Annotated in this window: 25 protein-coding genes; 17 read left to right on the top strand and 8 right to left on the bottom strand. The window is 66.3% G+C overall.

Annotated features, from left to right (window positions below; all coding sequences use genetic code 11):
- The first annotated feature begins 74 nt into the window (after nt 1-74).
- Entirely contained in the window at nt 75-866 is a 792-nt protein-coding gene (locus IC40_RS0121510; RefSeq protein WP_036470525.1) for an SGNH/GDSL hydrolase family protein, read from the top strand.
- Between the two features lie 3 nt (nt 867-869).
- On the opposite strand, the gene IC40_RS0121505 is transcribed toward IC40_RS0121510, so the two are convergent.
- From IC40_RS0121505 to IC40_RS0121495, 3 genes are read right to left on the bottom strand one after another with little or no spacing between them, the layout of a single operon-like run.
- Nucleotides 870-1,232, bottom strand: a complete 363-nt coding sequence (locus IC40_RS0121505) for a DUF732 domain-containing protein (RefSeq protein WP_030136744.1) — start codon at nt 1,230-1,232, stop codon at nt 870-872.
- Nucleotides 1,233-1,272: 40 nt separating this feature from the next.
- The gene (locus tag IC40_RS0121500) at nt 1,273-1,866 is read right to left on the bottom strand and encodes a hypothetical protein (RefSeq protein ID WP_042509826.1); all 594 of its coding nucleotides are present in this window, start codon (nt 1,864-1,866) and stop codon (nt 1,273-1,275) included.
- A gap of 52 nt (nt 1,867-1,918) precedes the next feature.
- On the bottom strand, nt 1,919-2,719 hold the full coding sequence (locus tag IC40_RS0121495; RefSeq protein ID WP_030136742.1) for a ketosteroid isomerase family protein: 801 nt from the start codon (nt 2,717-2,719) through the stop codon (nt 1,919-1,921).
- A 37-nt stretch (nt 2,720-2,756) separates the two neighbouring features.
- On the opposite strand from IC40_RS0121495, the gene IC40_RS0121490 reads away from it, so the two are divergent.
- Both IC40_RS0121490 and IC40_RS0121485 read left to right on the top strand, forming a co-directional pair.
- Nucleotides 2,757-3,113, top strand: coding sequence for an Rv0313 family protein (locus tag IC40_RS0121490; RefSeq protein WP_030136741.1), 357 nt, complete (start codon nt 2,757-2,759; stop codon nt 3,111-3,113).
- Nucleotides 3,114-3,177: 64 nt separating this feature from the next.
- A complete protein-coding gene (locus IC40_RS0121485; RefSeq protein WP_030136740.1) occupies nt 3,178-3,582 on the top strand; it encodes a hypothetical protein in 405 nt (134 codons plus the stop codon).
- Nucleotides 3,583-3,597: 15 nt separating this feature from the next.
- On the opposite strand, the gene IC40_RS0121480 is transcribed toward IC40_RS0121485, so the two are convergent.
- From IC40_RS0121480 to IC40_RS0121470, 3 genes are all read right to left on the bottom strand, one after another.
- Nucleotides 3,598-4,677 (bottom strand): NADH:flavin oxidoreductase/NADH oxidase, encoded by a 1,080-nt coding sequence (locus tag IC40_RS0121480; RefSeq protein WP_030136739.1) that lies wholly within the window; start codon nt 4,675-4,677, stop codon nt 3,598-3,600.
- On the bottom strand, nt 4,674-5,666 hold the full coding sequence (locus IC40_RS0121475; RefSeq protein ID WP_030136738.1) for an amidohydrolase family protein: 993 nt from the start codon (nt 5,664-5,666) through the stop codon (nt 4,674-4,676). The genes IC40_RS0121480 and IC40_RS0121475 overlap by 4 nt, the downstream gene beginning before the upstream one ends.
- Before the next feature lie 136 nt (nt 5,667-5,802).
- Nucleotides 5,803-7,605 (bottom strand): helix-turn-helix domain-containing protein, encoded by a 1,803-nt coding sequence (locus IC40_RS0121470; RefSeq protein ID WP_030136737.1) that lies wholly within the window; start codon nt 7,603-7,605, stop codon nt 5,803-5,805.
- A gap of 126 nt (nt 7,606-7,731) precedes the next feature.
- Here IC40_RS0121470 and IC40_RS0121465 point away from each other — a divergent pair, with 126 nt between their 5' ends.
- The 7 genes from IC40_RS0121465 (at nt 7,732) to IC40_RS0121435 (ending at nt 16,173) form a co-directional block, all read left to right on the top strand.
- A complete protein-coding gene (locus tag IC40_RS0121465) occupies nt 7,732-9,222 on the top strand; it encodes an aldehyde dehydrogenase (RefSeq protein ID WP_030136736.1) in 1,491 nt (496 codons plus the stop codon).
- A gap of 30 nt (nt 9,223-9,252) precedes the next feature.
- Complete coding sequence (locus tag IC40_RS0121460; protein ID WP_030136735.1) at nt 9,253-10,620, top strand: MFS transporter; 1,368 nt, start codon at nt 9,253-9,255, stop codon at nt 10,618-10,620.
- Nucleotides 10,617-11,807: an FAD binding domain-containing protein gene (locus tag IC40_RS0121455; RefSeq protein ID WP_030136734.1), complete on the top strand. Its 1,191-nt coding sequence runs from the start codon at nt 10,617-10,619 to the stop codon at nt 11,805-11,807. Before IC40_RS0121460 ends, IC40_RS0121455 begins: the two co-directional genes overlap by 4 nt.
- Nucleotides 11,808-11,852: 45 nt before the next feature.
- Entirely contained in the window at nt 11,853-12,287 is a 435-nt protein-coding gene (locus IC40_RS0121450) for a cupin domain-containing protein (RefSeq protein ID WP_030136733.1), read from the top strand.
- A 48-nt stretch (nt 12,288-12,335) separates the two neighbouring features.
- Entirely contained in the window at nt 12,336-14,000 is a 1,665-nt protein-coding gene (locus IC40_RS0121445; protein ID WP_030136732.1) for an acyl-CoA synthetase, read from the top strand.
- 445 nt (nt 14,001-14,445) lie between these two features.
- Entirely contained in the window at nt 14,446-15,669 is a 1,224-nt protein-coding gene (locus IC40_RS0121440) for a cytochrome P450 (RefSeq protein ID WP_030136731.1), read from the top strand.
- A 54-nt stretch (nt 15,670-15,723) separates the two neighbouring features.
- Nucleotides 15,724-16,173, top strand: a complete 450-nt coding sequence (locus tag IC40_RS0121435) for an SRPBCC family protein (protein WP_051644408.1) — start codon at nt 15,724-15,726, stop codon at nt 16,171-16,173.
- Nucleotides 16,174-16,188: 15 nt separating this feature from the next.
- On the opposite strand, the gene IC40_RS0121430 is transcribed toward IC40_RS0121435, so the two are convergent.
- Together IC40_RS0121430 and IC40_RS0121425 are read right to left on the bottom strand one after the other, a co-directional pair.
- Nucleotides 16,189-17,106 carry an SAM-dependent methyltransferase gene (locus IC40_RS0121430; RefSeq protein ID WP_030136729.1) on the bottom strand — a complete coding sequence of 306 codons (918 nt, stop codon included), beginning with the start codon at nt 17,104-17,106 and terminating at the stop codon, nt 16,189-16,191.
- Nucleotides 17,107-17,147: 41 nt separating this feature from the next.
- Nucleotides 17,148-17,753: a TetR/AcrR family transcriptional regulator gene (locus IC40_RS0121425; RefSeq protein ID WP_030136728.1), complete on the bottom strand. Its 606-nt coding sequence runs from the start codon at nt 17,751-17,753 to the stop codon at nt 17,148-17,150.
- A 111-nt stretch (nt 17,754-17,864) separates the two neighbouring features.
- On the opposite strand from IC40_RS0121425, the gene IC40_RS0121420 reads away from it, so the two are divergent.
- The 7 genes from IC40_RS0121420 to IC40_RS0121390 all read left to right on the top strand — a co-directional run bounded on the left by IC40_RS0121420 (nt 17,865) and on the right by IC40_RS0121390 (nt 23,774).
- Nucleotides 17,865-19,220 carry an aromatic ring-hydroxylating oxygenase subunit alpha gene (locus IC40_RS0121420; protein ID WP_030136727.1) on the top strand — a complete coding sequence of 452 codons (1,356 nt, stop codon included), beginning with the start codon at nt 17,865-17,867 and terminating at the stop codon, nt 19,218-19,220.
- Complete coding sequence (locus IC40_RS0121415; protein WP_030136726.1) at nt 19,220-19,642, top strand: hypothetical protein; 423 nt, start codon at nt 19,220-19,222, stop codon at nt 19,640-19,642. Before IC40_RS0121420 ends, IC40_RS0121415 begins: the two co-directional genes overlap by 1 nt.
- On the top strand, nt 19,639-20,250 hold the full coding sequence (locus IC40_RS0121410; RefSeq protein WP_030136725.1) for a carboxymuconolactone decarboxylase family protein: 612 nt from the start codon (nt 19,639-19,641) through the stop codon (nt 20,248-20,250). Before IC40_RS0121415 ends, IC40_RS0121410 begins: the two co-directional genes overlap by 4 nt.
- Entirely contained in the window at nt 20,240-20,764 is a 525-nt protein-coding gene (locus tag IC40_RS0121405; RefSeq protein WP_030136724.1) for a nuclear transport factor 2-like protein, read from the top strand. The genes IC40_RS0121410 and IC40_RS0121405 overlap by 11 nt, the downstream gene beginning before the upstream one ends.
- Before the next feature lie 98 nt (nt 20,765-20,862).
- Nucleotides 20,863-21,423 carry a hypothetical protein gene (locus tag IC40_RS0121400; protein ID WP_030136723.1) on the top strand — a complete coding sequence of 187 codons (561 nt, stop codon included), beginning with the start codon at nt 20,863-20,865 and terminating at the stop codon, nt 21,421-21,423.
- An 18-nt stretch (nt 21,424-21,441) separates the two neighbouring features.
- Nucleotides 21,442-22,773 carry a Dyp-type peroxidase gene (locus IC40_RS0121395; RefSeq protein WP_030136722.1) on the top strand — a complete coding sequence of 444 codons (1,332 nt, stop codon included), beginning with the start codon at nt 21,442-21,444 and terminating at the stop codon, nt 22,771-22,773.
- A complete protein-coding gene (locus tag IC40_RS0121390) occupies nt 22,770-23,774 on the top strand; it encodes a hypothetical protein (RefSeq protein WP_030136721.1) in 1,005 nt (334 codons plus the stop codon). Before IC40_RS0121395 ends, IC40_RS0121390 begins: the two co-directional genes overlap by 4 nt.
- Nucleotides 23,775-23,817 lie beyond the last annotated feature (43 nt).

The raw sequence follows: 23,817 nt of genomic DNA, 5'->3' as shown, positions 1-23,817 counted from the left end.
GCGCAGCGTAGTCAACAGCCCCAGCGCCCTGTCTCGGCGAGCACCATGCCGGTGTCGGCGCTACAGTCACCTGCGTGACCGGCAGCCGGTACCACAGGTACGTCGCCCTCGGTGACAGTCAGACCGAAGGTCTCTGGGATATCGACGACTCCGGGGCACTGGTCGGATTCGCCGATCGGCTGGCGCGCATGATCGCCGCCGACTCCCCTGGTCTGCTGTATGCCAACCTGGCGATCCGGGGTAAGCGCATCGCCGATGTGCTGAATGTGCAGCTCCCACAAGCCCTGGCGATGCAACCCGATCTGATCACGGTGTGCGTGGGTATGAACGATGTGACCCGACCCGGTCGCAGATTCACCCGCGCGCTCGGCGAGCTGGAGATTCTGTACGACGCGTTGGCGTCATCGGGGGCCACCGTGGTGACCACCACGTTCCCCGATATCACCCAGCTCCTCCCCGCCGGACGGCTGCTGGTGTCCCGGGTGCTGCGGATCAACGATGTCATCCGCAACGCCGCGGACCGGCACGGCTTCCGGCTGGTCGACCTGCACAGCGCCGCGTCGATGACCGATCCCTCTGTCTGGAGTCCGGACCGGGTGCACGGTTCCACCACCGGGCATCTCCTGTTCGCCGCGGCCGCGGCGGAAGCCCTGAAATTGGCTGGGGCCGACCACGATTGGGCCCTCGCGACGACAGGAGACCAGCATCGGTCACCACGATCGCGGATATCGGCGCAGCTGGCGTGGACACAGAACATGTTCATGCCGTGGATCTGGCGACATCTGCGGGGTCGCAGCGCCTTTCACGGACACCAGGCTCGACATCCGCAGCTGGTGCCGGTCAGGGCGAGCTCGGTGGTGCGGTGAGGTTCAGCGACCGAACGGGTCGAAGCCGAAGATCTTGCCGTCTCCGATACCGGCCACCGCCGCCGGGCAGAACATCGATATCGCCACGCCGGTGAACATCGTCGCGGGACCCAGTGACATGCCCGCACGATCGGCGACCGTGGCGGCGGCGTTGGCGACGTTCTGCCCGGGCGCCGACAGCATCGGGCAGACCGACTGACCCAGCGCCAGGGTATCCACCGCGTTGAGCGTGGCCGGTGCGGTCACCCCGGCGGCGTCCAGCGCACCGAGGAACACATCGGCCGCCGAATCCGCATGTGCCGGGCCGGCGACGGCGAGACCGGCCGCTGCCACGGTGGTGAACACACAGGTGATGATTCGGCGCATGGGTGATCATGCTAGGGCACCAGCGCGGTCTGCTGCGCCCTCAGCTGTGCCAGGCACCGTCGATCTGTTGGGCCACGTCGATGATTCGGGCCGCCCTGGCCCCCGGACTGTCGATCTCACCCGCCACATGCGCCGAGATGAAACGCTTGATCTCGGCGTCGATACCGCCCATCACGCGCAGCACCTCGGCACGCAATGTCCCCGAAGTCACGTGGATGGCGATATCGCGCGGCCCCGGCTTACCGACGTCGAGAATCAGCAGCAACGGTTCGGCGGCCCGCGCCACCGCCTGCAACGAGATCTCGCCGAACACCATGAAGCGCGGCTTGTCGATCCGCAGATCGATCACCATGTTGATCTCGAGCGGGATACGGATGTCGAAGGAGATGGCCTCGCCCACGTGGCGCGTCACGCGCGGATACTGGACGCGCACCCGGGCGGTCACCTTGGCGATACCGCCGGGACCCTGACCCATCGGACCCATCTCGAACTCGTCACCGGCGATCGCCCCGATGGCGTCGGCAACACGCTTCTCGGACACCGCGACATCGAAGAAGTGGCGGCCGAACTCCTCGTAACTGATGTACCTGGCCGACGCGCCGGTGGCGGGTTCCGCAGGTGTGGAACTGTCCATGATGCTCACTACCGTCTCATGTGGCACATCTGACCGTGCGCGACACACCCATCTATCGGGGCGTCTCGGTGAACAGCCGCACCCGCCGCACCCGGCTGGGCCGGACACCGACCTCGGTGATCAGGACCGCCGCCCCGTCGGTACCGCTCAGGCTGACGACGACGTGCCGGCCTGCCGTAAGGATCGTCCGCCGACGTTTGCCCGTGAGTGCGGCCACCAGTTCGCTGGGCCGCAGGCGGCCACTGTCGCCGGCGGTGATCTCGGCATCGCCGAGCCGTCGCTTGACGGTCATTTCGTCACCAGCGACGGCGTCGTCGACCAGTTGCCCGACCAGCCGCCTACCGCGGGCACCCACACCGTTGACGCCGGCGACGAAGCCGAGGGCACCCGCGGGTCCCTGGTTGGTCAGCAGAGCACGGGTCAGCGCGACGGCGGCAGGAAAGGCGGCAGGACCGTTGCGGGTGAACTTCCACGCCATGGCGGGCAGCTCCCAGTAGGCCTGCAACCGGTCGATGGCCAGCGCGTCACCGACCTCGGCAAGGTCATAGCGCAGCAATGCCGGTATGCGCATCGTCACCGAGGCGTTCATCGCGACCTCCAGGACCAGGTCGCGCAACACGGTGGTACCGCAGACGATGTCGATATCGCGATGGAAGGTGATGTCCCGAGGACCGATGAAGGTGTCGTAGAACTGTTCGATCTCCGCCCTGCCGGTGTGCGGACGCGACCCCACCGGATCCTCGATGCGTGCCCCGGCGGTGAACAGGCCCACCCATCCCGCCCGATCATGCGCGGCGGCGGCCGCCGGCGAGCGTTCCACCGCTGCCAGAACCGCTGTACGTGTTGTGGACATATCCTTGGGTACCACCCCTGTGCGAAGGAGGACGGCAATGAGCCAGAACGGGCCGTTCGGTATCGACCCAGAAGAGTTTGACAGGCTCGCCCGCGAAGCCGGCGAGGGACTGCGTGATGCGCTGGACAGGTTCGGCAAGAGGGCGGGCTGGTCGACCCTGATCGATCAGTTCACCGCTCAGGCCAAACCGGCAGCGCCGGAGACCACCGGGGACGCCGGCGACGGTGTGTGGGCCATCTACACCGTCGATGCCGCGGGCGGTGCGCACATCGAGGAGGTGTACCCCAACGAACTGCAGGCGTTGCGGGCCAACAAGAACAACACCGACCCGGCCAGGCGGGTGCGCTTCCTGCCGTACGGCATCGCGGTCAGCGCGCTCGACGCACCGGAATAGCCACCATCGCCCAGCCGACACCACTAAGCTTTGCCGGAATGATCGACGACGGTGAGGGCGGGACATGTTTCGTGAACTGACGGTTGCGGCGGCCGCCATCGTCGCCGCGGTGGGTTTTGCTGCGCCTGCCGTCGCCGATGACGAATCGGGCCACTACCCCAATGACGTGCCCGGCATGAACTATCACGCCGCGCTCGGCGCTCCGTGCGAGAACACCCAGCTGTTCACGTTCGGCCGCGGTCGCGGTGGCCAGCCGATGAAGTGCAGCTGGATCCCGAATCAGTGGCCGCCGGTCTATACGGGTTTCTGGACGATGTCCTATGACCTGCACGGGGTCCAGGAAGTCGGTGCGCCGTGCTCGGTTCCTCAGGGTGCGGCCCAGACCGCAGACGGCAGGCCCATGTTGTGTCTGGGAGCTCGCGGCTGGCAGCCCGGGACCCTGACCGGCGACGGCTTCTTCCCTGCCTGACCACCAGTCTCCGGGTCAACTGAAGGCGCGGCCGTAGGCCGGCGGATGCCCCAGGTCGGCGCCCAGCTGCCGCGCCGCCTGCCAGACCCAGCCAGGGTTGCGCAGGAGCTCCCGTGCCAGGAACACCGCATCGGCCTCCTCGCCGGCGATGATGCTGTCGGCCTGTTCGGGGTCCGTGATCAGGCCGACTGCACTGGTGGGGATCTCGGTCTCCTTGCGGAGGCGGGCGGCGAACGGCACCTGATAGGCCGGCCCCACCGGGATCTGCGCATCGGGGACCGATCCGCCGCTGGACACGTCGATCAGGTCGACGCCCAGCGCCTGCAGCCGCGTGGCGAGCGTGACGGTCTCCGCCACCGTCCACCCCGGACGTGGGTCCTCGGTGTCGCCGCCGAGCCAATCGGTCGCCGAAACCCGGAAGAACAGCGGTAACTCGGGCGGCCACGCCGAGCGCACGGCGCCGACCACCTCCAGGGCAAAACGCATCCGGTTCTCCGGTGATCCGCCGTAACCGTCCGAGCGACGGTTGGACTGCGGGCTGAGGAACTGATGGATCAGATATCCGTGCGCACCGTGGATTTCCAGCACCTTGAATCCGGCTCGCGCGGCCCGACCGGCTGCATCGGCGAATGCCGTTGTGATTTCTGCGATCTCGTCGATACCGAGCTCGGCGGGCGTCGGCAGCCGGCCGAACGGCACAGCGCTGGGGCCCACCGTGGGCCAGCGCTGGTCGTCGACACCCCACGGGCGTCCGGTGGAACCCTTGCGTCCGGCGTGCACGATCTGGATGCCAGGCACTGAACCCTGCGCGGTGACGAACTCGGCGATGCGACGCAGACCGTCCGCCTGCCGGTCGTTCCACAGGCCGAGGTCGAACACGCTGCTGCGGCCCACCGGGTGCACGGCGGTCGCCTCGACCATGACCAGTGCCGCACCCGCGACGGCGCGCGAACCGAGGTGTTGGGTGTGCCAGTCGGTGGGTGACCCCTCGTCCGGCCCCGCGGGTACGGCGGCGAACTGCATCATCGGTGACATCCAGGCCCGATGGGCGAATGTCACCGAGCGCAGGGTGAGCGGGGTGAACAACCCTGTCATCGCTGCCGCTCCTGATCCAGGCCGAGGTAGGCCATGGCCGCCCGGATGATGCTGTCGCGCCCCGGGCCGTGTTCTACGGCAAAGCGGGCGGGATCGGCGTCGGCCATATCGAACGGGTAGTCACTACCGCACAGCACTTTGTCGGTGCCGGCGAGCGTGCAGAGCAGGTCCAGCTGTGCGGCCCCGTGGGTGACGGTGTCGAAGAACAGCTCGCCGAACACGTCCTGCGGTGCGCGTGACAAGGCGGCCCGGACGTCGGCACGCGCACGCCAGCCGTGGCTCCATCGACCGAGAAGGCCCGGGGCGCAACCGCCACCGTGCACGAAACAGATGCGCAGACCCGGGAGCTGGTCCTTGAGGCCGCTGAGGATCAGTGCTGCCACCGCCGTCGCCGATTCGGTCGGATTGCCGATGAGGTTGTTCAGGTAGTACTTCGCCCACTGCGGTTGCGGCAACTGCATCGGGTGCACCAACACCGACAGATCGAGCCGGGCCGCCTCACGCAGCACGTGCCCGAGAGCTGGTCCGTCCAGGGACTCGTTGTCGAGTAACGGTGGAACAGCCACGCCGGCAATGCCTTCGGTGTCGGCCAGTCGTGTCAGCTGCCTGGTGACGGCAGCGTTGTCGGCCAGGCTGACAAGTCCCAGTCCGAGCAGCGTACCGTCGGCGCCGGCGACGACATCGGTGAGCGCGCTGTTGAAGGCCGTCACGTAGTCGTCTGCGGCGGCGCCAGGCTGCAGCGGGAACGCGAATGGCGGTGCCGACAACACCCGGACCCCCACCTCGTTGCGGTCCATGTCGGCACGGATGGCAGCGATATCGCTCATCGCGTCGGCGGCGATCGACAGCGGGATCTCACCGAGGAAGAGTTGCCCGTCGCGATCGTGCATGCGTCCGTGCGGACCGACGCCGGGGAGGTCGAACAGCTCCCGCGGCAACCAATGCGCGTGCACGTCGATCACGCCGGGCGCCAGATCTGCGCTGATCATCGATATGTCCTTTCTCAGAAGATGCGTTTGAGTGTCGGACCACCGCCGACCCGGCTCAATGTCCGCGGGCACACAGTTTCGCGGATTCGATGTGTCGCATACCATGAGAAAGGCGTCGGTCCGGGCGCACGGTGCCCTACCGACCGGTGGCCACCGCGTCGACGGTGAGCGCGGTGGCGAACTGCAGCACCACCGCGGGATCGGCCAATGTCACTTGACACAACGCTTCGGCGCGCTGTAATCGTTGCGTCAAGGTGTTGGGGTGGATGTGCAGCGCCGAAGCGGCACCTCTGCGGTCCTGGTTGTACGCCAGGTACGTGCGGATGGTGCTGACCAGTTCCGTGCCGTGGGCCCGGTCGTAATCGCGTAACGGCCCGAGCGTGCGGGCGGCGAAGGCGGTCAGCAGGGCTGGGTCATCGAGTTGCAGCAGCAGTCCGGCGACACCCAGATCCTCAAGGGTCACCACGGTATTGGTGCGCCGCGCGGCCACCGCGATCGACAGCGCACCCTTGACGACGCGGTATGCCTCGGCATAGGTCTGCTGCCCGGGAGTCACCCCGGACACGGTGACCTCGATCCCACCCGCCATGCGCGCCAGTGCGCCGTGGATTGCCGCCGCGACCGCGGCGGCGGATCCCTCATCACCACCGGGAACCGGCATCGCCCGCGGCCACAGCACGACCACATCATCGCGGATGTTCGCCGCCAGTGGCCGAAAGCGTTGTCCGGCAGCCAAGTCGGCGATCGACCCGAAGATGCGTTGGCGCAGCAACTTGTCCGGCGCCCCGGCAGGACGGTCGATCCTCGCCACGATCACATCATGCGGTTGGCTCAGGTCATGTCCGAGCAATTGAGCTCGCCGCAGCACGGCTTCGGGAAGGCCGCCCGTCTCGCCGAGCACCTCGGAGAGCAGCTCGCCACGTAGCCGCTGCTCCACCTCGGCCGCGGTGCGCTCGCGCAGCAGCTCCAAAGACACCACCATCGATGCGTGCTCGACGGCGCGCACCGTCATCGGGTCCGGCTCGTGCGCGCCATCGGGGAACCAGATACGGGCCACCAACTCCCCGTCCAGTTCGGGCGAGGACACCAGGAAGGATCCGTCGGCCGACCGCATCGGCCGCGAAGATCCGTCGTGGCCGGGCGCGTTCTCGGTCCGCACCGCAGAATCGGGCAGCGAGTCCGAATTCCCTGCCACGGCGAGGATCTCATGCAGCGGATCCTCGATCAGCACCGGTCTGCCGATCAGATTGGAAAGCGCATCGGCAACGCCTTCGAGCCCGCCGGAGCGAAGCGTCACCGCCAGCAGGCTGTTGTGGATTTCCTCCGAACGCGCGAGGGCATCCCGTTGCGCACGCAGCTCGTCGTTGAGGGTGCGCAACTGTTCCAATCGGTCGGCCGAAGTCAGGGCGATCGCCGCATGATTGGCCAGCAGGGTCATCCGCTCGATCTCGGTCGGCGTGAAGGTGTGCACCGGCATGTAGTAGCCGTTGAGCGTGCCCAGCGTACGACCGCCGGCAATCAGCGGCACGCTGATCAGTGCCCGGTACCCCTGCTCCTGGGCCGCACCCCCCCATGGCGTGAATTCCGGATCCGCGGTGATATCGCGAATGGTGACCGACTGGGCGCTGTGGAACGCCCGGGCTGATGGGGCACCACCGTCGAGGCGGATCGGCCGGTCGCCGTTCACCCGGTTCACGTAGTCCTCGGACAACCCGCTCCAGCCGGCCACGACGAGCCTGGTTGACTCGTCGTCCGGGATCAACACTCCACAGAAGTCGAACCCCAGCAGAGCGCGGGCGGTGGTCGCGACCTGGCCGAGCAATTCGGCGAGACCGGCGGCCGAGGTCGCGGCAGCACTCAGTTCGCGCATCGCACCGAGCCACGTCGACATCTCCGCACCCGGCCGACCTCCGACGGCGCCTTTCTTGGGCGTACTCACTCAGCCAGCATGACACGGTCATGTCCACGCGAACATAGAAACGACGTTCTTATGGTCCGTTCTACATTGTCAGGCCGTCCTGACGTGACGACACTCATAGTCACGCCGAGGAGAAGGACACCCCACATGACCAGCAGCACCGATGCCGCCCCCGTCACCGCGCCGCCGCAGACACCCGAGGTCCGCGCGATCATCAATCCGGCCACCGCGACCGTGATCACCACGGTCGCCGAGATGGGCGCCGAGGGTGTCGACTCCGCCGTGGCCGCTGCCGCGGCCGCCTTCTCGGCCGGTCCATGGGCAGAGATGCCGCGCAGCGAACGCGCCCGATTGTTGTTGCGCATCGCCGATGCCATCGAGGAGCAGTCCGAACGGCTCTACACCCTGGAAGCCCAGAACAACGGCCGTCCCATCACCGAAACGCGTGCGCAACTGTCCCGCGTGCCGGAATGGTTCCGCTACAACGCAGGACTCCTTGCCGCGCAGCGATATTCGGTACTTCCCGGCGATGGACCGTACCTGACCTACCAGCAGCGGTTACCGCTCGGGGTATGCGGCATCATCACCCCGTTCAACCATCCGCTGCTGATCCTGGCCCGTAGCCTGTCCGCGGCGCTGGCCAACGGCAACACCGTGGTGGTCAAGCCCTCGGAGATGACACCGCTTACCACACTGGCGCTGGCCGACATCATCGCCGGAACCGGCATACCGGACGGCGTCGTCAATGTGGTGACCGGAGGGCGCGAAGCCGGGATCCGACTGACCGAACATCCCGACGTCGCCAAGATCACGCTGACCGGAGGGACCGAGGCAGGACGTTCGGCCGCCGTGGCGACCGCATCCCGGTTCGCCCGGGTGACCGCTGAACTGGGCGGCAAGACCCCGGTCATCGTCTTCGACGATGTGGACCCGGTCAGCGCCGCCGAGGGCGCGGCATTCTCCGCCTTCGTGGCTGCCGGCCAGTCCTGTGTCGCCGGTTCACGTTTCCTGGTGCACCGCAGCATCTATGACGCGTTCGTCACCGCCTTGGAGCACCGGGCGCGGGCCATCGTCGTCGGTGACCCGGCCGCTCCAGGCACCCAGATGGGTCCGCTCATCAGTGCCCGCCAACGCGATAAGGTGCGTCGGCTGATCCAGACCGGTGTCGACCAGGGTGCCCGCCTCGTGGCAGGCGGTGCGGCTCCCGGGCTCCCCGAGAACCTGCGCGACGGGTACTTCCTGTCCCCCACCGTCCTGGCCGACGCCACCATGGAAATGACAGTCGCCCGGGAAGAGATCTTCGGCCCGGTCGCGGTGGTCATCCCGTTCGACACCGAGGCCGACGCCGTCGCGATGGCCAACAACAACGAGTTCGGGCTCGGCGCCGGGGTATGGACCCTCGACGTGGCCCGGGCACATCGCGTCGCGGGACAGATCACCGCGGGCATGGTGTGGATCAACGACCACCACCGGCTGGAGCCATCGCTGCCATGGGGTGGCGTGAAGGAATCCGGCACCGGGAAGGACGCCGGCACCGAATCCTTCGACGATTTCTCGTGGATCAAGACGATCGTGGTGCGTACCGCCGCCGAAACAGTGGACTGGTACGGCAACTTCGGCCAACGCCGCCTGAACTGATCCCGGATCCGGACTCCTGAAAGGCATTTCGTGAACGACAACACGTCCCGTCAACCGGCCGGTACCGGTTGGCGACATGAGATCACCCGCGTGCAATGGCTCGTCCTTGCCGGCACCACCCTGGGCTGGGGCCTCGACGGCTTCGCAGGCAGCCTCTACGTTCTGGTTCTCGGACCCACCATGACCGAGTTGCTCCCGCACAGCGGCGTGGAGGTCTCATCGTCGTCGATCGGCCTGTACGGCGGGCTCACCGTGGCGCTGTTCCTGATGGGGTGGGCGGTCGGCGGCATCATGTTCGGGATGCTGGCCGACTATTTCGGCCGCACCAGGGTTCTCTCGGTGGGCATCCTGACCTACGCCGTGTTCAGCGCTCTGGCCGCCTTCGCCGACACCTGGTGGCAGCTGGGCATTTTGCGATTCATCGCCGGTGTCGGTTCCGGTGTCGAGGCGCCGGTGGGTGCCGCGCTGATCGCCGAGACCTGGCGCAACCGTTACCGCGCCCGTGCCGGTGGGGTCATGATGGCCGGTTACGCCGGCGGATTCTTCGCCGCCGCTGCGGTATACGCGGTACTGGGCGATCACGGCTGGCGTTTCATGATGTTGCTGGCCGGCCTACCCGCGCTGCTGGTCTGGTTCATCCGCCGCTACGTCCCGGAACCGCCGGAGATCGATGCTGCGATGCAGGTGCGCAGGCAGCGCAAGGCCGCTGGGGCCCGCGAACAATTCGTGCTGCGTCGCCTCATCTCCCCACCGCTGCGCAGGCCAATGCTCGTGTGCACCGCGCTCGCGTCGGGGGCACTGCTGGCCTTCTGGAGTGTGTCCACCTGGTACCCGCAGATCATCCGGCAGATCAGCGCGAATGAGTCTGTGCCGCAATCGGTCACCGACCATCGTGTCGCCGTGACGGCGATGCTGTTCAACGCAGGTGGCATCATCGGCTATGCCGCATGGGGTTTCATCGCAGATGCCATCGGGCGCCGCAGAACCTTCCTGATGAGTTTCACCGTCTCGGCCGCCTCGATCGCCTGGACCTTTCCCTTCGACCGCGGGTACACCGAGTTCCTGTTCGCCATGCCATTGTTGGGGTTCGGATTGTTCGGCGCATTGTCAGGAACCTTCATCTACGGACCCGAGGTGTTCCCACCCAGTGTGCGGGCCACCGCACTCGCAGTGTCCAACAGTGTCGGTCGATTCGTCACGGCACTGGGACCGCTGGGTGCGGGCGTCATCGCCGCGTCCTGGTTCGGCGGCAACCTCGGGGTCGCCACTGCCACGGTGGCAGCACTCGGCCTGATCGCCGTCGTGGGACTCGCGTTCGCGGCCGAGACCCGCGGCACCCCATTGCCCACCGACCGCCATTTCGAGCCCGTCACCCCCACCGAGAAGAGCCACTCATGAGCGACTACCCCCATTCGTCGGCGATCGTCATCGGCGGATCCATCGGCGGACTGACCACCGCCCTGCTGCTGCGCGACCTCGGCTTCACCGTCGACGTGTACGAGCGCACACCCGGTCCGTTGGACGGCCGCGGCGGAGGTATCGTGTTGCAACCCGACACCGTGCGCTGGTTCGTCGAGCGCAGCACCCAGCACCTCGACGACCTCCACACCGCGACATCGCACGTCCAGTACCTCAACGCCGACGGCAGCATCGCCCACCGCGAGCCTGCGCGTTGGACCTATACCTCGTGGGGCACGTTCTACCGGGCCCTGTTGGCCGACTTCGGCACCGAGCACTACCACTACGGTGAATACGCTTGTGGTTTCGACCAGGACGACGAGCGGGCCACGGTGCGTTTCGTGAGCGGCCGCACCGAAAGTGCCGACCTCGTGGTGTTCGCCGACGGCATCACCTCGGCGGCGCGGCAGCGCTTCGACCCGAGCGCCGAACTCGTCTATTCCGGCTACATCGGGTGGCGCGGCACGGTCGGGCAGTCGGTGCTCACCGCGGACACCCGCGCCACGCTGCACGACGCGATCACCTATAACGTGGTGCCGAACTCGCACATCACCATGTACCCGATCCCGGGCGAAGAGGGCCTCGACGAGGCGCACCGGCTGATCAACTACGTCTGGTACCGGAATGTGCCGGCCGGACCCGAGCTCAGTGAGATGCTGATCGACAAGCGTGGGTTCACCGGGTCGGTGTCGATTCATCCCGGCCAGGTCCAGGACCGCTACATCGACGAGATGCGCCGAGCCGCAGCGGAACTGTTCGCACCGGCGGTTGCCGAGGTCGTCGTTGCCACCCAGACGCCGTACCTGCAGGTTCTTTCCGATGTCCGCTCCAACCGGATGGCCCTGGGTCGGGTGGCACTGATCGGTGACGCGGCGTGCGCGTCGCGACCGCACGCCGCCGCAGGCACCGCCAAGGCCGCGGCCGACGCCTGGACGCTGGCCACCGCTCTCGCCGAGACCACCGGCGACATTCCCTCGGCGCTGGCGAAATGGGAGCCCGCGCAGTTGCAGCTCAGCGATTCCCTGTTGCGCCGCGTGGTCAGCATGGGAGAACGGTCCCAGTTCCACAACACCTGGGATCCCCACGATCCCGATCTGCGGTTCGGCCTCTACGGCCCCGGAATCTGATCCCGTCCGAATCCCCCGAGAATCCACTCCTGAAAGGCGCAACGCATGACCGACAACAGTTTCCTGACCGACCTGCCGCTCGCCGGTGACCTCGTCGCGGAGAATTACGAGACCTGGCCGGACTGGCTGAAGACCGAGTTCGAGGAACACGCCCACGATGGTGCGGTCGGGTCACGGCTGCTCAGCGAGAACGATCGGGTCCGGGTGTGGGAGATCCGGTTGGCACCCGGGGAGCGTTGGCACGCCCACCGCCATGTCCTCGATTATTTCTGGACTGCGGTGAACGCGGGACGCAGCCGGCAGCACACCCACGACGGCACCGTGCGCGAGGTCTCCTACGGCGCGGGCGAGACGCGGCATTTTCGTTTCGGTCCCGGCGAGTTCCTGCTGCACGATATCGAGAACATCGGGGACGGTGACCTGGTATTCACGACGGTGGAACACCTCGACAGCGCCAATCCGCCCCTTCCCCTGAGCTGAGCCGGCCATCCCGACCATACGCTTCAGCATTCAATGTATGGTCGGTGTATGAGCGACGTCACCTTCAACCTCTCATCGGTCTTCGGCACCGTGGCCCGGGCCGTCGGCGACCAGACGTTCCTGGTCTGGCGGGATCGCCGGCTGACTTATGCCGACATCGACGCCCGGGTCGACGGCTTCGCCCACTTCCTTGCCGCGCAAGGCCTCGGTTGCCACACCGAACGCGACGGGCTGGCGGGCCACGAGTCCGGCCAGGACCACCTGGGCATCTACCTGCGCAACGGGAACGAGTACCTGGAGTCGATGATCGGCGCCTACCGCGCCCGAGTCGCGCCCTTCAACGTCAGCTTTCGCTATGTCGAGGAAGAGCTGGTCTATCTGCTCAACGACTCGAAGTCCCGGGCGCTGGTCTACAACGCCGAGTTCGCTCCGCGGGTGGCCTCGATCCGGGACCGGGTACCGCATCTTCGGGTACTGATCCAGGTCGACGATGGCACCGGTCACGACCTGCTGCCCGGCGCGGTGGACTACGAGCAGGCGTTGCGCACCCCCGCCCCGGCCACCGGACTGCCGGAGGTGTCCGGCGACGATCTCTACATCCTCTACACCGGTGGCACGACCGGGATGCCCAAAGGTGTGCTGTGGCGCCAGCACGACATCTTCCTGTCCTCGATGGGCGGCCGGCCGTTCGGTGCCGACCGGGCACTGGCCTCCTACGACGAGCTGGCCGACAAGGCCCGCGCGGGCGCCGGAGTCCTGGCGATGCTGATGATCCCGCCATTCATGCACGGCGCCGCCCAATGGGCGGCCTACAACGCGATCACCATGGGCGGGCGCCTGGTCATCCCCGACGATGTCGAGCGGCTGCGACCCGCCGAGGTCCTGCGGTTGGCCGAACGTGAACGCGTACTGACGATTCCGGTTGTCGGCGATGCGGTCGCCCGCCCGCTCGTCGAGGAGATCGAGCGTGGGGACTATGACCTGTCCGGACTGTTCACCGTCACCAACGGTGGGGCCACCCTCTCGCCGACGGTGCGCGACCGCATCCTGGCCGCACTGCCGCACGTGACGCTGCTCGACGCGGTGGGCGCCTCGGAATCCGGAGCACAGCTGAGCACGTTCTCCACCTCCGGCGCCGATACCACACCGGCCGTCTTCACCGCGCAGTCCGATACCGCGGTGGTCGCCGAGGACCTGTCGAGGGTGCTGACCGCCGGCGAGGGCGGTGGCTGGCTGGCGCGCCGCGATCTGATCCCGCTGGGCTACCTCGGCGATGCGGAAAAAACAGCGCGCACCTTCCCGACCATCGACGGGGTGCGCTGGTCGGTGCCCGGCGACCGGGCCGATGTCCTCGACGACGGCCGCATCCGGCTGCTCGGCAGGGACTCGGTCACCATCAACTCCGGTGGCGAGAAGATCTTCGTCGAGGAGGTGGAACGCGCCATCGCCGCGCACCCCGCGGTCTATGACGTCGTCGTGGTCGGACGCCCCTCGGAGCGGTGGGGCTCCGAGGTCGTGGCGGTGGTGCAGCTTGCCGAGGGTGCCGACGCCGACGACGAGGACCTCGCGGCGGTGTGCGGGCAGTCTGTGGCCCGGTACAAGGTCCCGAAGGCCTTCATCCGGCATCCCAAGATCCAGCGTTCACCGGCCGGTAAGGCCGACTACCGGTGGGCCAAGGCGGTCGCCACCGGTGAGGTACTGCCCGCCGGCTAGGGCGCAGCCACATCCATTGATACCTGCAACTCATCTCGGTTGCTCGAACAATAACGCTCAATCGGGTCTAGGCCGTCGCTTGACCCCGACGCCAAGGGCCGCACGCGCGCCGTGACACGACCGCGCCGTTTCCTCGCCCGGGTCACCAGAGCAGAGGACGCAGAATGTCGATCTTCCGACACTCCCTACAGGAATCCTGACCGCTCCGCGAAACTTGACCCCGCGTCCCCGTACGTGCCAACATACTAAAAAGTATGGAGCGGGATGAGGTCCATCGGCTGACAGAAAGGATGCAGTCGGGCCCTATCCGCGGGGCAGGACCGCGTGCCGGTCCGTTTTACGCTTCGCCGCAGCCCCTCACCGCCGCCGGAGCATCTTCGGCCGGTCGCTGTTCCTTCGTGAACATCCCCGCCCGAACCACTCGATATTGATCGGAAGGTCAGCCATGTCCGTCTCCTCCGACATGACAGCTCAGGACCCCGTTGAGCTGAGCCCGTTCTGGGACCACGATGTCCTACACCGCCTCGAATTGTTCGCGTCCCTTCGAGAGCAAGACGAAGGCATGCGATACCGGACGGCCGCAGACGGGTCGGGCACATGGTCGGTGACCTCGTATCACGCAGTGCGGGCCGTGAGCCGGGACCCCCAAACTTTTTCGAGTGCGCGGGGATTCTCTCTCGACGATCTACCTCCATACCTGCTGGAGATGCTCGGTTCGATCATTGCCATGGACGAGCCGAAGCATCAGCAGCATCGTCGTCTCGTGCAGGTGGCGTTCTCCCCGCGCGCAATTCGGCAGATGACGGATTACGTCGGGGCACTCACCGATGCCATCATCGAGCAGATAAGACAGTGTCGGACCTTCGACTTCGTCGAGACGGTGGGCGCACATCTCCCGTTCCAGGTCATCTCCGATCTACTAGATATCCCGCCCGGAGATCGAACGCGACTCCGCGAACTCATCGACTTGATACTGGGCGTCAACGACGACACCGTGAGTGACGTCGATACCAGTATCAAAGCGGCCGTTGATTTTTTCGACTACACCATCGATTTGGGAAAGCATCGACAGCAAAACCCGGGCGACGACATCACATCGCAGTTGATGCAAGCCGAGGTCGACGGGAGGCGGCTCACACCGCAGGAATTCGGCTCATTCGTAATACTCCTCGCCGCGGCGGGCAACGACACCACCCGCACCGGACTGTCATGGGCGATGTCGCTACTCAGTGACAACCCGGAACAGAAGCGACTTCTCACAGAACACTTCGATGACCTCCAAGCCAATGCGATCGACGAGGTCTTGCGGTGGTCGTCTCCCGTCCTGCACATGCGGCGGACAGCAACGGCCGATGCGGAACTCGGCGGCCACCTCATACGCGAGGGAGACAAGGTTGTCGTGTGGTATCTGGCAGCCAATCACGATCCGAAGGTGTTCAGCGATCCGCATGTGTTCGACATCCGGCGGCCGAATGCTCGCGACCACGTCGCCTTCGGGGCGGGTGGCCCTCACTACTGTTTGGGCTCCGGCCTGGCGCGCATGGAGATGCGGGTCGTACTCGGCAAGTTGCTGACAACCCTGCCGGGCATACACGCGACGACAGCACCAGAATTACTGCGCTCTCAGTTCGTCCACGGCATCAAAGCGCTCCCCTGCTCCATCGAATGACCTTCTCCGCCGACACGCTCGGCCGCGAGCCGAACCCCCATCCGAGAGGACACCATGGCACCGATAGTCGAGGTCATCGACTTCACCGTGAAGGCGCCGCCCGAATTGACGTACTCGGTGCTTGCCGATGTCGAATCGCTGCCGCGTTGGTCGGCGACTCACAACAGCGTCCGCGTTCTCAGCAGAGACGAGCAAGGACTTCCCAAGCTTGTCCATGCCCGGCTCGGAATGATCGGCCTGAGCGATGACGTCACGTTCGAATACACTTTCACCGCCAACCGGTGCGAGTGGATCACTACCGGCGAAGGTTCCACCCTTCGCTCCCAGGGTGGCTATTACCTGCTCGAGGCCGCGGGTCCGGCCACGCGCGTGCGCGCTGAATTACACATCGAGCCAAAGGTAAAGTTGCCTAATTTCGTTGTGAGAAGGGCTGTCTCCGCTGTGGCTGATGTTGCATCCAAGAGCTTCTCCAAGGAGGTACTCCAACGCCTGACGCGTTGCTGACCTCATGCCGCACATTCACCCTAGAACGGCAGAAACGTAGACGATGTCGCCGAACGAGGCCGACGCATCGCTAGTCGGCGGCAGTCCGTAGGTGACGAACAGTTCCGAACTCTGATGGCGCGCAACGGTCCAACCCCGGTCGGCGAGATAGGTCGCCGCCTCTATGCGATCTCCCGCATAGAACAGTTCGGCGACGTCGACCTCCTCGACGAGGTCCAAACCCTGCTCGCGCCACTCCTGCTGCGTCGCGCGCATCCGCTCGCTCATCGCCTGCAGTTCCTCGGCGGTGATGGTCGACATGTTCTCGGTAGCGAGCCTACTGCCGGGGGCACTGAGCGCAGTGACATTGTCCAGCAACCGATCCTGGGCCGCGGGCGGCAGATAGATGAGCAGTCCCTCGGCCAGCCAAGCCGTCGGCCGCCCGGGATCGAACCCACCGCGGCGAAGTGCGCTCGGCCAGTCCTCGCGCAGATCGACGCCGATCGCCTCATGCCGCGCGACAGGAACCGCCCCCAGGTCGGCCAGGGTGCGGGTCTTGAGGTCGACGACCTCGGACTTGTCCAACTCAAACACCGTGGCGTCCGCGGGCCAGGGCAATCGGTAGGCGCGGGCATCCAGCCCGGACGCCAGGATGACGAACTGGCGGATACCCGCCCCGAGTGCGTCGATGACGAACTCGTCGAACCACCGGGTGCGAACGGCGATGCCATCGGCCATCCGCAGGGCGTCGGCCGGCCCGTCGCCGTCGAATTCGCCTCGTGCATGGCGGGTGTAGGTCGGCACGCCGACCGCGGCGACCAGTGGCTCGGCGTAGGGGTCATGGACCTGCGCGACGCCGGTGCGGGTCGCGATGGCCCGCTGCATGGCGACCACGGTGGCGGTCACGCCCACACTGCTGGCCAGATCCCAGGTGTCATCATCGGTTCGTCCCATAGTTAGACAGCCTACGCTTATCGCGCGGATGGCCACGCCGCTCAGTCCTCGGGCGGCCCGACGCTCGACATCACCAGTTGCAGGAAGGTCCGGTACAGATCTTCGCCGTCCAGGTGACTGGCCAGCGTCACCCCGTCGTTGGTCGCCAGGATCACCCTGGCCAGCGACTCTGCCGGCACGACCAACGAACCACCAAGCCGGGCAACACCCTTGGAGATGTACTCGGCCAGCGAGCGGACCGTTTCCCGACGCTGGGCCGCGACCCGCTCGCGTGCCTCCGGGTTGCGCAGCAGGAACAGGGTGAACTCGTAGTTGAGCGCGGCCGCCTGCTGGGCGTCGGTACCACTGAGCAGTCGCCAGCGTTCGGCGAAGCCGTCCACCTCGATATCGGCGAGCCGGTCGAACGAGGCCATCACATCGGCGAACCCGTCCAGGAAACGCTGCCGATGCCGCTCGATGACCGCGAGGAAGAGCGCATCCTTGCCGCCGAACTGGGCATAGATGGCACCCCGGGTATAGCCGGCGGCGTCGGCGATGTCCTCCAGCGAACCGGCGTATCCACGCCTGGCGAAGATCTCCTCGGCCGCATCGAGCAGCACCGTACGGGTCTGCTCCATCCGCCGCTGCTTGGTCCATCGCTCAGCCATCGCCATATTCTCGCAAATTCGAGCGTCAGATACACCATTGTATCTGAAAACCACTTATGTATTATCGTGACTGCCGTCACAGCCCGACGCGCTTCGCCTGAAGGGAACCCGATGTCTGTCGATTCCGCACGATCCGCCCGGCCCGGTGACTGGGTCGACACCCAGGGGCTGACCCCCGATGCGGCGAGCGCGTTGTTCCGGATGCAGATCCCCACCGACCGTTACACGTCACCGGAGTTCGTGGCTCGCGAACGGCAGGCCATCTGGATGCGGGTGTGGCAGGTCATCGGCCGGGAGGACGAATTCGCCGCCGCGGGCGCCTTCAAGGAGTACCGGATATTCGATCAGTCCTTCGTCGTGATGCGTGGAAAGGACGGCGGGTTGCGCGGATTCGTCAACGCCTGCCGGCATCGCGGTAATCCGCTGTTCACCGGACAGGGGCAGGCCAGGCAGCGGATCGTCTGCCAGTACCACCTGTGGTCCTATGACCAACAGGGTGCCCTGCGTGGTTGTTCGAAGCCCGAGATCGACAAGGACGCCTACGGTCTGCTCGAGGTGGGGGTGGACACGTTCGCCGGTTTCGTCTTCCTCAACCCCGACCCGGATGCCGCGCCACTGCGAGAGTTTCTGGGCGAGGACGTCATTCGCATCCTGGAGCCCTACCACCTGGACCAGATGACCACGGTGCTCGATGTCCGCGAGGCGCTGGACTGCAACTGGAAGGTGGTGATGGACGCGTTCGAGGAGGGCTATCACGTCTCGGGCATCCACCCCCAACTGCTGCGGGTGTTGGTCATCGACCCGACCAAGACCAGATACCGATTCCTGGACAGGCACAGTGTCGCCGTGGCACCGTTCGAAGTCGCCCATGTCGAGGGCATGGGTCCGGACAAACAGGTCGAGGGCATCATGGAGCTGCCGGAGACCTTCCCCGGTGTCGTCCGGGTGCTCCCCCGGTTCACCGAACTGGTCGACCGCCACCGCAGCGCCGATGGCACCCTGACCTTCCCCGAGGGCGTCACCGGACGCACACTGCTGCAGCAGGCCACCCGCGACACCCTGTCCCGCGACGGTCTGCACGTCGACGGACTGACCGACGCACAGATGAGCGACAACCACGGCTGGGTGCTGTTCCCCAACTTCTTCATGACCATCCGCGCCGGCGAGGCCACCGTCATCATGTCCACCCCGCACCCCGACGGTGACCCCAACCGGTGCATCTGGCACATCACCAGCTTCATGTGGTTGCCCCCGGAGCACCGCACCGCGTTCGCCGCCGAGCTGGTCGACGTGCAGGAACCGGGCAGCTTCAAGTATTTTGAAGCGCTGCAACAGGATTACGAGCAGATGCCGCGCCAGCAGATCGGCCTGCGCAACGATCGCCTGGACCATATGGCACTGGTCAACGAGGAGGTGGTGATCGCGCACTACCACTCGGTGATCGACCGCTACCTGGCCACCGTCTGATGCCCGAGCTCGCCGAGATACTCACCGCGCACACCGGCCGCAGCCGCACCGTGCTGCAGTACGCCGCGACCACCGGGCGACTGGTCACCGAAGCCAAGGGCGCGGACTTCGGCACCGAGTCCTGGGCACCGCTGGCCGACCTCGTCGACACCGAGAACTTCCTGCGGGTCGGGGCGTTCAAGGAGGAGATGGACTGGGCCGGTTACGTCGAGTTCCTGACCGGCTGTGCCACCACCTCGGAGTGGGAGTGCACCTTCAAGCGGATCACCGAACACAATGACCTGGTGTTCCTGGAACTGGAAGAGCGCAGTGCGGTCGGCGATTTCCGCAGTGTGGTGAACTCGCTGTCAGTCTACGCATTCAACGAACAGGGCCGCATCCGTCGCCTCGACCTGTACCTGCAGATGGCGCTGCCGGCATGACCGACGAACAGCGGATGCCGCCCCTGACCGCCGACCAGTGGGGAGATGCCGAGTACGCCGCGTTCGGCGCCCTGCTCGGCCTCCCGGGCGACAAGGTGCCCAGGGCCGGCTCGGGAGACCACTACGATCCGCTGAACTTCGACATCATCGGCATGTTGGCACATCACCCGGAGATGGCGCGGATGTTCCTGCGCTTCAACGGCTTCCTGCTACAGCGCGGGGAGCTGCCCGCACGGCTGCGTGAGCTGACCATCCTGCGGGTGGCCCATCGGCACCGCTCGGCCTTCGAATGGGGTCAGCACGTCCGCCTCGGCGCCGCCGTCGGTGTCACCGATGCCGATGTCGCCGCGCTCGCCGAGGGCAATACCGGGTTCACCGGCACCGACCGTTCGGTGCTCGACGCCGTCGACGAATTGATCGCGAACGGGAAAGCCGACTGGTCCACCTGGCAACGACTCGTCGATGAGCTCGGCGAACACGCCGCGATGGAACTGATCTTTCTCGTCGGCACCTACACCCTGACCGCAATGGCGTTCGGCACCTGGGGCCTGGCGCCCCAACCCGGCAGCGCCGCACTACCGGAGGAGAAGAGAAGCCATGAAGCTTGAGGACCGGATCGCCAAACACCGCCGGATGGCCGAGAGCTACCGCGACAAGTACGTCCTGCAGAAGGTCGCCGAGGGCGAGACCTACGACGAGTGGGAGTTCACCGACGACGCGGTCTACACCTCACCGTATTTCGTCGCCGAGCAGGAACTGGTCCTCAAGGATGTCGCCACCCACTGGGATACCGCGGCGACCGTGGAGGCCAAGGCCTACGGCATCACCTTCCCGGACTGGAAACCCGTCGACTACAAGGTGTGGCCGGCCGAGAACGGTTTCGTGATGCGCTACCGCTGGCAGGGCACCAATGTCCACGACGGCACGGTCATGGGCTTCTACTCCATCAGCTTCGTCGACACCAATGACGACGGACAGATCACGCACTGGTCGACCTACGTCAACGATGAGGAGTACGGGCCGTTCCTGGAGGCCGCGATCGGCGCCCGTGGCCCGTTCCACGGGGACGGGTACATGCAGGCGCTGGCCGCGCATTTCGAGAAGCACGGCCTGAGCTTCTGACCGGACAGATTCTCGGTTTTCGGACCCCGCCGATCGTCGGGTGGCTTGCGCCCCACGGTGCTAGATTTCCCCGAACGTAGTCGAGACGGGGGTGCGTGATGACACATCAGGAGCAGGACTGGTCCAAGCCGGCGGCACTGGCCATCCCGCCGGAGGGGTACTTCGTCGAGGAGCGCGGCCGCTACGGTCCGATCTTCCCGCGGACGCCCGCCTGCCACGGCTTCTCCATCATCGCCAAGGTGAAGGAGGGCCGCGAGGAGGCGGTGCGCGCCTACGGCAAACAGATCGAGGACACCATCAAGGCCAGCCCCGAAGCCCTGGCCCCGCTGCGGCTGCATTACCTGCGCTGGAACCTGTTCGATGTCGGATCCGGACTGCACTTTCAGTACATGGGCATCTTCGATACCGACTTCGACAAATACACCGAGGACGCCGTGCAGCTGTTCAGCGCCACCGGCATCACCACCGTGTTCACCAACCTCGAGGGCTTCCCCGAGGACTGGAAGGAGAACCCGGACTCGTTCATCACATTCGTGCGTGAGCATCAGGTGCCCAGCTTCCTGGAGTACGGCGAGTACCCCTATGTCACCGCCGACGAGATCAAGAAGGCGCTACGGCTCAAGGCGGCGTTCTCCGACATGCTGGACCAGATGCAGTGAGCGAGTGAGGAGCACACCGTGCTCGAGTTGGACGATATCCAGCACATCCTGCTGACCCGCACACCCGCCATCACGGGCCGCTACGAGTTCCTGACATTCGACACCCCGGCCGGCGGACGGGCCTGGCTCGCCGAACTGCTCGACAAGACCCAGTCCGCGACGGAGGCCGTCGCCACCATGGACGAGTCCGACCGCTGGGTCACGCTGGCCTTCACCTGGACGGGGTTACGCGCCCTCGGGGTCCCCGAAGACTCGCTGGCCACCTTTCCCGCCGAGTTCCGCGAGGGCATGGCCGCGCGGGCGAGCATCCTCGGTGACACCGGCGGCAACGCCCCCGAGCACTGGGTGGGCGGCCTGGCCGGTGCCGACCTGCACGCCATCGCAATCCTGTTCGCCCGCACAGATGAGCAGTGCGCCACGTCGATTGCGGCACACGACGAACTGCTCGCCCGCACCGACGGTGTGCGCAGCCTGTCCCATCTCGATCTGAATGCCACCCCGCCGTTCAACTACGCCCACGACCACTTCGGGTTCCGCGACCGGCTGTCCCAGCCGGTGATGAAGGGCTCGGGTGAGCAACCGACGCCGGGTTCGGGAGACCCGCTGGAACCCGGCGAGTTCATCCTCGGCTATCCCGACGAGAACGGACCGGTGGCCGATCTGCCGCAGCCGCAGGCGCTGTCCCGCAACGGCAGCTACCTGGCGTATCGACGGCTCTACGAGGATGTGGCGCTGTTCCGCGACTATCTGCGGGAGAACGCCGACGACGCCGAGGGCGAGGAACTGTTGGCGGCCAAGTTCATGGGTCGATGGCGCAGTGGTGCTCCGCTGGTCCTCGCACCGGACAACGATGATCCGGAGCTGGGCGCAGACCCGATGCGCAACAACGATTTCAACTACAAGGACGACGACCCGTTCGGCTATGCCTGCCCGTTGGGCTCCCACGCGCGCAGGCTCAACCCACGCGATACCGCGCACTACATGAACCGGCGGCGGATGATCCGGCGCGGCGCCACCTACGGCGCGGCGCTGCCGGACGGCGCTCCCGATGACGGTGTGGACCGCGGTATCGCGGCGTTCATCATCTGCGCAGATCTGGTCCGCCAGTTCGAGTTCGCCCAGAACGTGTGGATCAACGACAAGACCTTCCACGAACTGGGCAACGAGCACGACCCGATCTGCGGCACCCAGGACGGCACCATGGATTTCACCGTGCCCAAGCGGCCGATCCGCAAGGTGCACAAGGGTATCCCCGCGTTCACCGCACTCAAGGGCGGCGCGTACTTCTTCCTGCCGGGTATCGCGGCCCTGCGGTATCTGACCGAGCTGACAGGCGAGGATCAGCCATGACCGGTGCCCGCACGTACAACCAGACCCACATCGCCCGCCCGCACAACGGGCAGCGGCGGATCAGCATCTACTGGTCATGGAGTTATCCCTGGGAGGCGCAACGTGATCCGGGGGCGATGGAGAACCGGTTCTCCACCATCACCGAGGTGCGCAACGCGCTGTGGCCGGCCTATGAGACACCCGAGTACGACGCCGCCAACTTCCTCCAGGGCATCGCCGGCACCTTGGAACTCTTCCATCGCTCCACGCTGGCCTTCCAGGAGGTCGCCGAGGCCGCCACCGGGCACCCGGTGGCGGTGTTCCAACGCATCGACCAGGCGGGCTACAAACTGCCCATCGACGAACGCGTCCTCGACGACTGCGACACCCTGATGGTGTTCGGACTCGACCACCTGCTGGCGCAGGAGGAGGCGTCGGCGGCGGAGGTCGAGGCGTTGCGGCGCTGGTTGGCCCGCGAGGGCACCTGCCTGCTGATTGCGCCGCATCACGACGTCGGTGATACCGATGACTACGTCCGGCGCCAGGTCGAGTACCTGCATCACGGCGACCCGCTGGTCCCGCGCCAGCAGCGGTTCAGCCAGTACACCCGGTCACTTATCCGGGCGCTGAATGTTCCGATCCACAACAAGTGGGGTCTGCGACCCGCCGTCGTGCCCGGCACGAAGGACATCGCGCCACTGGAGAGCCGACTCGACCTGGACGATCTGGGACTGCTCGCCGGTGTCAGCACGTTCAACTTCCACCCGCATCTACCGCACTACGAACTGACAGCGCCCGAGAGTGCAGCGCTGCGGGTGCTGGGCCGCCAACCGGTCGACGTGACCCGCCCGCACCCGTTCGTCGATGCGGGGAACGCGGCCTTCAATGCGCTGATCTGGATGCCGCCCGAGGCTCAGCGCGCCGGCGATATCGTGCTGGTGGATTCCACGCACTTCACCACCCTGTTCGGCGGCACCGACAGCCTGCAGGCGTTCTGGCGCAATCTCGCCACCATGCGGTGACGTCCCGGGTGGACGCCATCCCGCCAAATCTGTAGTTGTCGGT

Source organism: Mycolicibacterium neoaurum ATCC 25795 (genome assembly GCF_000691525.1).
GTDB classification, from domain to species: domain Bacteria; phylum Actinomycetota; class Actinomycetes; order Mycobacteriales; family Mycobacteriaceae; genus Mycobacterium; species Mycobacterium neoaurum.
This window is presented reverse-complemented; position numbering and strand designations above follow the sequence as displayed.